Annotated in this window: 7 protein-coding genes and 1 pseudogene; 5 read left to right on the top strand and 3 right to left on the bottom strand. The window is 38.9% G+C overall.

Annotation, left to right across the window (positions count from 1 at the left end):
* The 3 genes and pseudogenes from UC75_RS21905 to sdsA all read right to left on the bottom strand — a co-directional run.
* Window positions 1-397: pseudogene (locus UC75_RS21905) on the bottom strand (phosphatidylglycerophosphatase); the annotation flags it as partial.
* Window positions 398-580: 183 nt separating this feature from the next.
* Window positions 581-2,641, bottom strand: a complete 2,061-nt coding sequence (locus UC75_RS14845) for a site-specific recombinase (RefSeq protein WP_049838023.1) — start codon at window positions 2,639-2,641, stop codon at window positions 581-583.
* A 14-nt stretch (window positions 2,642-2,655) separates the two neighbouring features.
* Window positions 2,656-3,633, bottom strand: coding sequence for an All-trans-nonaprenyl-diphosphate synthase (sdsA, locus tag UC75_RS14840; protein WP_049838022.1), 978 nt, complete (start codon window positions 3,631-3,633; stop codon window positions 2,656-2,658).
* Window positions 3,634-4,076: 443 nt separating this feature from the next.
* Here sdsA and rplU point away from each other — a divergent pair, with 443 nt between their 5' ends.
* From rplU to serS, 5 genes are all read left to right on the top strand, one after another.
* A complete protein-coding gene (gene rplU, locus UC75_RS14835) occupies window positions 4,077-4,388 on the top strand; it encodes a 50S ribosomal protein L21 (RefSeq protein WP_004639133.1) in 312 nt (103 codons plus the stop codon).
* Window positions 4,389-4,406: 18 nt separating this feature from the next.
* Complete coding sequence (rpmA, locus tag UC75_RS14830) at window positions 4,407-4,664, top strand: 50S ribosomal protein L27 (RefSeq protein WP_002116037.1); 258 nt, start codon at window positions 4,407-4,409, stop codon at window positions 4,662-4,664.
* A 240-nt stretch (window positions 4,665-4,904) separates the two neighbouring features.
* Window positions 4,905-5,600, top strand: a complete 696-nt coding sequence (gene lolA, locus UC75_RS14825; protein ID WP_049838021.1) for an outer membrane lipoprotein chaperone LolA — start codon at window positions 4,905-4,907, stop codon at window positions 5,598-5,600.
* Between the two features lie 117 nt (window positions 5,601-5,717).
* Window positions 5,718-6,518 carry an RsiV family protein gene (locus tag UC75_RS14820; protein ID WP_005310010.1) on the top strand — a complete coding sequence of 267 codons (801 nt, stop codon included), beginning with the start codon at window positions 5,718-5,720 and terminating at the stop codon, window positions 6,516-6,518.
* Window positions 6,519-6,636: 118 nt separating this feature from the next.
* Window positions 6,637-7,586 (top strand): serine--tRNA ligase (serS, locus tag UC75_RS14815; protein ID WP_228137408.1); only part of this gene is annotated, 950 nt, incomplete at its 3' end.

Raw genomic sequence — 7,586 nt, 5'->3', positions numbered from 1 at the left:
AAGCCAGTGTTGATGCATAAACACTGTGTGCACTTGGGAACGATGCACCATAACTTTCGACAATATGATATACCTGTGGAGGTCTTGGGCGATCAACACACCACTTGAGCAGCCAACCCATGGTGATACTGCCAAGAACTCCCACGCTAATGAAAATAACAGTAATATATTTTTTATACCATGCCTGATATATACACACCAGAAAGGATAAAAAAAGTACAAAAGGCATACCGCCTATCCGTGCTAGGAAGATCGTAATAGAGTTAAGATAATCTGAACGATATTCACTCAATATTTGAACGCTGAGAAGATCCAAAGACTGAAGTCTTGGTACAAAAAGACCAAGAACACCTAATCCTAAAAAAATACAACCAATAAAAAGCAACAAATAGGGCATATAAATACCTTTGCTTATTCAAGCAGTGTCCACTACTGAAAGCCGTTAAAAGTGTACTTGCCAGTACACTTTTTTTCAAGCCTGATAGATCATCGTAAATTCATTTTGAAAAATTTTTAACATTTGGAAAAACAATCACAACAAAATTGACGGAATTCACATTTTGTGTACAAAGCAAAATTCTTAATGTTCTATCTTTTTTCCATTATTTGTAGTCGTATTTTCTTCAAGTTCTAGCGGCTGTTTTGGGGGCCAGAAAAAATCGCTTGGGCGAGTCAGAAAATGGGTCATAACGAGTTTGGCTAAAGGTTTCCATTGTTCGAAGCGAACACGACGTGCACGTAGAGCCACAATAATCGTTAAGGTGAAACTCACGAATAAGTTAGTGAGACCAATACACAACACACCTAGAAAGGACACGATAATCAGTCCGATGTCTGGGCTACCATTAATGGTCATTAAACCTTGAATAAAGTTAGCCGAAGCAAAGGCAATATGACGAATATCTAAAGGTAAACCTAAAATAAACCCTATGGTACCCATGCTTCCTAACATAATCCCGAATAAGAAGTTACCCGCTAAAGCTCCTAAGTTGCGCTCAATATATTCAGCAAAACGGTTGAGGCGATCTTGCCCAAACCAGTTTGCTAAGCGGCGATGCGCTCTTAGGCGTGGACCGACTTTTCGGTAAACAGCCAGGTTATCGAAGTATCCAGCAATGAGACCCGACAAAAATAAACAGACTCCGGCAATCGCTGCATGAGGAACTGCTAATGAAGTGAAGGGGTTTAAGCTGTGCAACAAATACGTTGCTTTAGTATGAGTTAACAAGGGCTCATCAAGATAGAACTGCCAAGCAAAAGTAATGAGTGCGGCAGTAGGAATCGCAATTGAAATATTGCCTAAAATAGCAATGAATTGTGTTCGAATAATATTAATAATCAGGGCTGCTAACTCTGCAATTTGAGCTGTTTTAGAGCCTTTGCGCTGTTGCACAGTGGCTGCGAGGGCCGCAGCTGTCATTGCAGGTTGTTTGGTTGCAACTGTGAAATGCAGTACATGAATCAGAATGAATCCTAGAGAATAATTCATACTGAAAGTAAAGGCCTGCATGAGCGGAGCCATTGTCATTCTTGCTGCAAGAATTTTTAAAGATGCCATACAGGCAATAATGACGCCCGCTCCAGCAGCAGCTTTATACATGCCCCAAAAGCCTTTGGTATCAGTACTTACATAATGTTCACCTGTTCGGCTGGCATTTTCAGTTACTTGAAAGGCAATAAGTTCACTTGTTGTACTTAATAAAGAGCGAACACTTTTTTCACTATAGTGCGCCTTGGTTAAATCGGAAATTAGATGTCCTAAAGAGACATATTTTCCTTTAGTGTTATCTACAACCAAATAAAGCAGTAATTCAATGCGATCAAGGCATTGCTCAAGTAATGACAATAAATAAGTCAAACTTAAGCTGACCCCAATTCTTTTGGTAGCACGGCGAATTTTTAAAACGACATCCCGACACTGTTCCAACATAACAAATGCTTGTGAAGCATCTGGAGGAGAGGTCACCGCAATTTCATGTTCAAAAAGTTCTTGTTTTTTGTATTTCTCGATAAATTCAACAATTTCACGGTTTTGAACTAAAAATGGTGATTCATATTCAGTTAATTCCGGTTGAGCATTAATAAATTCGGGGTAAAGACCAATTCCACTAATTCGATAAGATAAAACGGTAATCGCTTTAATCATTTCACTTTGAATGACAAGCTTTTCATCTACATTACTTTGGCTTTGTCCAATAAGCCCAAATAGATTTGCCCAATCTTCCTCATCAATATTATTGAGCCAAATTTTGTCACTTTCTAAATAGAAAATTCTACCAATCAATATTTTGAGTTGGCTTGCATCTTCGATTAACGGTAAAAAATGTGCTCCGAGCCTTTGACCTAGCTGGTTCCAGAAACCATCTAAAGACAAAATTCCGCTATCAGCATATAAGCTGACTTGTTTATAGCGATTAATTAGACGTAATAAAAAAGTTTGTAGCAGGAAGGGAGCTGTGGGTGTGCGTAATAGGCTTTCAATTAAAGCCTGAATTTTTTGCTTTATCTCATCCGTATTTTGAGGATCGGATGGACGAATCGCATTGACTAACTCAATGAGTAGATTTTCGTCAATGACAGCTTGAGAATCCTCAAGCTGTTTCTGTATTTTTAAAAAAAGATCTGAAAAATTTATATGCATAGGCAAAATAATATCTATTGTATTCGATGTAACGCAAGCTGAGTTAAGTTAATCAAAGCCTGACGATACGGTGTATCAGGTAGGTTTGATAAGGCTTGCAGTGCTGCTTCTGTTTCTTCTTGGGCACGTTGGTGACAATAATCTAAAGCACCAGACTTCTGTACAATTTCTATGACCTGAGATAATTGGTCCACTCCACCAGTTGCAATGCTGCGACGAATAATCGCATGCTCTTCACCTGTTGAGTATGCTAATGCAGAAATTAACGGTAAAGTTGGCTTACCTTCCATTAAATCATCACCAATATTTTTACCTAATGTTTCAGCATCTGAAGTGTAGTCTAAAATATCATCAATAATTTGGAATGCATTACCAAAATGACCGGCAAACAATCTTAATGGTTCACGATACGCCTCTTGTCCAGCCAGAATAGCAGCGCCTTCTGTAGCCAACTCAAACAGGCGAGACGTTTTACCATGAATAATTTTTAAATATGTTTCTTCTGTTGTATCGGGTTGATGCTGTGATTGCAGTTGTAATACTTCACCCTCAGCAATTTCACATGTACCTGTTGAAAAGTCTTTCAATAAAGTCATGTTATTTAAATCGACCAGTAAATCAAACGCACGTGCAATAAGGAAGTCACCGACTAAAACGGCTGTTTGATTATTCCATGTCGCATTTGCTGTAGGTCGACCACGACGAAGCCCAGATTCATCTACCACATCATCATGAACCAATGTCGCGGTATGTAACATTTCAATGATTGCAGCCAGACGTTGTGCATTTTGCATGTTGTCTAAACCACAAGCGCGAGCCGCCAGTAAACACATAATCGGACGCATACGCTTTCCGCCAGCTTCAACCACATGTTTGCTGACAGACATGACTAAACCGACTTTTGAGCTAATTCCTTCATTAATCAAGTGATCCATCGCAGCAAAGTCTGAGGCAACAGGCGCAAGAATGTCTTGCTTGAAATCGATGACCATATGAAGAAAAACCCCGTATTGGTAGATAAGTGGCGTTAGTGTAACAATTAAAGGTGTGTTGCACAGATAAACAAGTGGCTGATATTAATCATTTCTATTGTCTTTATGCGTTCTTTGTTCTTTATTTAAGCAAAACATGATATTTCCGGCAAAACAATAAATTTAATGACATCAGCATTAATACAACTTGTTCTTGTCGCAATTTGTGTCTGGAACTGTATTTTAATTTTCATTCAGAATCAATGAAAACTGCTAAATTCCAATCTAAGCTGTCTATTGATTTTGTAAAAAGAGGAGAATAGGAGTCACTGATAAATAGAAAATACTTGTCGTTTGATCAAATTTCACTTAAAATCTGTCGCCTTATATAACCCCAGTGGCGAGCGTTTTAAGATCGATATATCCCTTATCGGCACGACGACACGGGCTAATTGGAGTACATTATGTACGCAGTAATCCAAAGCGGTGGTAAACAGCACCGTGTAGTTGAGGGTGAAACCCTTAAAGTTGAATTATTGAAAGCTGAATCTGGCGCGACTATTACATTTGATGATGTATTAATGGTTGTAAACGGTGACAGCATTCAAATCGGTGCTCCAGTTGTAGCTGGCGCTAAAGTAACTGCAGAAGTGGTTGGCCATGGTCGTCACGACAAAATCCGCATTATCAAAATGCGTCGTCGTAAACACTACCGTAAACAACAAGGTCACCGTCAATGGTTCACTGAGTTGAAAATTACTGGTATTTCAGGCTAATCACGAGGAGTAAGAGACATGGCAACTAAAAAAGCCGGTGGATCGACGAAGAACGGTCGTGATTCAAACCCAAAAATGTTAGGTGTTAAAGTTTACGGCGGTCAAGCTGTAACTGCTGGTAACATCATCGTTCGTCAACGTGGTACTGAGTTCCACGCTGGTGCAAATGTTGGTATGGGCCGTGACCATACTTTATTTGCTACTGCTGACGGCGTAGTAAAATTCGAAGTGAAAGGTCAATTTGGCCGTCGCTACGTAAAAGTTGAAACTGTATAAGTTTTAGCTTCAAAAAAAGCCCACATTTTGTGGGCTTTTTTTATGGAATTTAATCTGGTGTATCTTCATCATGATGAATGAAATTCTACAAACAACATGAATAACATAACAAAATATCTTATTTTCTCAATGATTAGCACAGAGTTTGTCGGTTAATATGAGTCTTGAATTAAGAGCTTGCTAAGTTTCATAACTTTGGAAGATGGCAAGTTGTCTTACAGCAACTAAAAAGGTGATGACATGAATATGCTTCGTAAAACTATGTGTGCTATTACACTCAGCGCGTCAGTGCTTGCTCCTGTAATGAGTACTACAGTGTTTGCTGCGCCTGTAGCAGCACCGGAGCAACAGGCAATTGGAAACCTGGTTAATCAGTTATCAGGATTACAGCGTTTGACTGCCGATTTTGAACAAACAACTAAAGCCAATACAAAAACTGTGGCACAGAAAAAGAGTTTAAGTGCACAGCATATGAACCAGACATTCAAAGGCTCAATGAAAGTTGAACGTCCGGGGAAATTTTATTGGGAAACAGTAAGTCCTGCCAAACAAACGATTGTAACAAGCGGGAAAACAGTTTGGATCTATGATCCAGATTTACAACAAGCGGTCCGCCAAAGCTTAGATGATCAGGTTGCAGATACACCAGCATTATTACTCTCTGGTAATACCAATCAAATCATGAAATCTTATCGTGTAACGCAACCCGATAAATCAAAACTTTATTTCACATTATTCCCTAAAAAAGAAGATGGTGCTTTCCAAAGCTTAACGATTAGTTTTGGAGCAAATAAAGCGCCTACGCTTATGGTGTTACAAGACTCATTAGGTCAGACTACTTATGTGCGCTTTAAGAACATGAAAGTAAATGCTTCAATTCCAGCATCTGTCTTTAACTTTACGCCACCAAAAGGCACAGATATTATTGATCAATAATTAAAGCCTCTTCAAAAAAAGCTACCTTTCACGGTAGCTTTTTTTATATAAGAGAGATAGATACATTTTTTAACCCCACCTCGATCGGACGCTTTGTATAGTGATAGAGGTAAATTCATGGGGATTATTATGCGACTTTACGATAAAAAAATTATTTGTATTCTTCCATTAATGGCTGCAATGGCAATTGTGAGTGGTTGCCAACCAAAGTCGACAGCCAAAGAAGAGCAGGCTGCTTCGACTGCAAAAGTTAAAGAAACTAAAGAGGCTGGTGTTCCTGTAATTCAGGCAAAAGTAATCCCGGTAAAATTGCCAAAATCAAAAGTTTGTTTAGAAGATGGTTGTACTGAGTATGATTTTCAAACAGTACAAACCAATCAGAAGTGGATTAATGATTACTTCACTAATCGAATAAAGAAAGCAGATCCGAATGCTTTTGCAAATTTGGCTGATCAGCCAGTCGAAGTACCTGAAGGCGAGCCTCGTTCGAGTCAAAGTGCAATTTATGTTCGCTATTTAGGGCAAAATTATAATCTTGCAACCTTTGCATTACAGACCTATTCGTATTCTGTTGGTGCAGCACATGGCATGTCACATCAAGAGTTCGTGACTTTTGATTTATTAAATAAAAAACATATTACTGTTGCCGAACTCATTCAGCCAGATGTCGAAAAACAATTAGTTGATGCACTTTTTGATGCGAATACAAATTGGCTTCAAGAGCACAATATCAGTCGTGAAAAACTGCAATTAAGTGATAATTTCTACTATGGCGCAAATGGGATTGTTTTTGTCTATCCAATTTATGAGTTGGCTTCTTATGCGGAAGGAATGTCTGAATTAACACTGCCGTATTTTGAAGCGAGTAAATTCATTAAACCTGAGTATTTACCGAGTGTGCCAAACTATAAGTTCTAAAATAGGTGATCTATTCTAACAATTGTGTGAAACCTATTCGTTATGAAGATGATCACTATATTTTTTAGTGTGAAGGCCTTACACTATAGCCAGTTTTTTACCCATATTATGATTGATTATGATCGACCCTAAGTTACTCAGAAATAATATTGAAGCTGTTAATGCAGCTTTGGCAAAACGTGGTGTTCAATTAGATGTTCAAGAATGGGCTTCTTTAGAAACTCGCCGTAAAGACTTGCAATCAAAAACTGAAAAATTGCAGGCAGAGCGTAATGCCGGTGCAAAACAAGTGGGTCAGATTAAAAAATCCGGTGGTGATGCTTCTGAAATCATGGCGCGTATGCAAGCGATTGGTGATGAAATCAAAGCTGCTGAAGTGGCTTTGTCAGAGCTCCAAAACGAGATTGAACAAAAAGCGCTTAGCATCCCTAACTTACCAGATGAGTCTGTTCCTGCTGGTAAAGATGAAGGTGATAACGTTGAAATTTCAAAATGGGGTACGCCTCGTCAGTTTGATTTTGAAATCAAAGATCATACTGACTTAGGTGAGTGGATGGGCGGTTTAGAGTTCGAAACTGCGACTAAATTGACTGGTTCACGTTTTAGTGTGTTGAAAGGTTCTTTAGCGCGCCTACAACGTGCTTTAACGCAGTTCATGCTTGATACCCATACTTTAAAGAATGGTTATACAGAAGCTTATGTGCCTTATTTGGTAAATGCTGATTCACTTCGTGGTACTGGTCAGTTACCAAAATTTGAAGAAGATTTATTCAAACTTCAAGGTGAAAAAGAATATTACCTCATTCCTACAGCAGAAGTTCCTGTTACTAACTTCGTTCGCGATGAGATTATTGATACCGAGCGCTTGCCATTAAAATATGCAGCGCATACACCGTGTTTCCGTAGTGAAGCTGGTTCTTATGGTCGCGATACCCGTGGTTTAATTCGTCAGCATCAATTTGATAAAGTTGAGATGGTGCAAATCGTTAAACCTGAAACTTCTATGCAGGCACTTGAAGACCTTACTGCGCATGCTGAGGGCATTTTGCAGGCACTTGGTTTGCCATA

Origin of the sequence: Acinetobacter sp. V2 (assembly GCF_001188385.1) — a bacterium.
Classification (GTDB): Bacteria; Pseudomonadota; Gammaproteobacteria; order Pseudomonadales; family Moraxellaceae; genus Acinetobacter; species Acinetobacter oleivorans.
Note: the sequence above shows the minus strand (reverse complement) of the source record. Positions and strands in the feature narration are given on the sequence as shown.

What these genes read in the sequence shown, in the direction of transcription:
- rpmA (WP_002116037.1), top strand. Translation starts at nt 4,407, where the DNA reads ATGGCAACTAAAAAAGCCGGTGGATCGACGAAGAACGGTCGTGATTCA.
- UC75_RS14845 (WP_049838023.1), bottom strand. Translation starts at nt 2,641, where the DNA reads ATGCATATAAATTTTTCAGATCTTTTTTTAAAAATACAGAAACAGCTT.
- lolA (WP_049838021.1), top strand. Translation starts at nt 4,905, where the DNA reads ATGAATATGCTTCGTAAAACTATGTGTGCTATTACACTCAGCGCGTCA.
- UC75_RS14820 (WP_005310010.1), top strand. Translation starts at nt 5,718, where the DNA reads ATGGGGATTATTATGCGACTTTACGATAAAAAAATTATTTGTATTCTT.
- sdsA (WP_049838022.1), bottom strand. Translation starts at nt 3,633, where the DNA reads ATGGTCATCGATTTCAAGCAAGACATTCTTGCGCCTGTTGCCTCAGAC.
- rplU (WP_004639133.1), top strand. Translation starts at nt 4,077, where the DNA reads ATGTACGCAGTAATCCAAAGCGGTGGTAAACAGCACCGTGTAGTTGAG.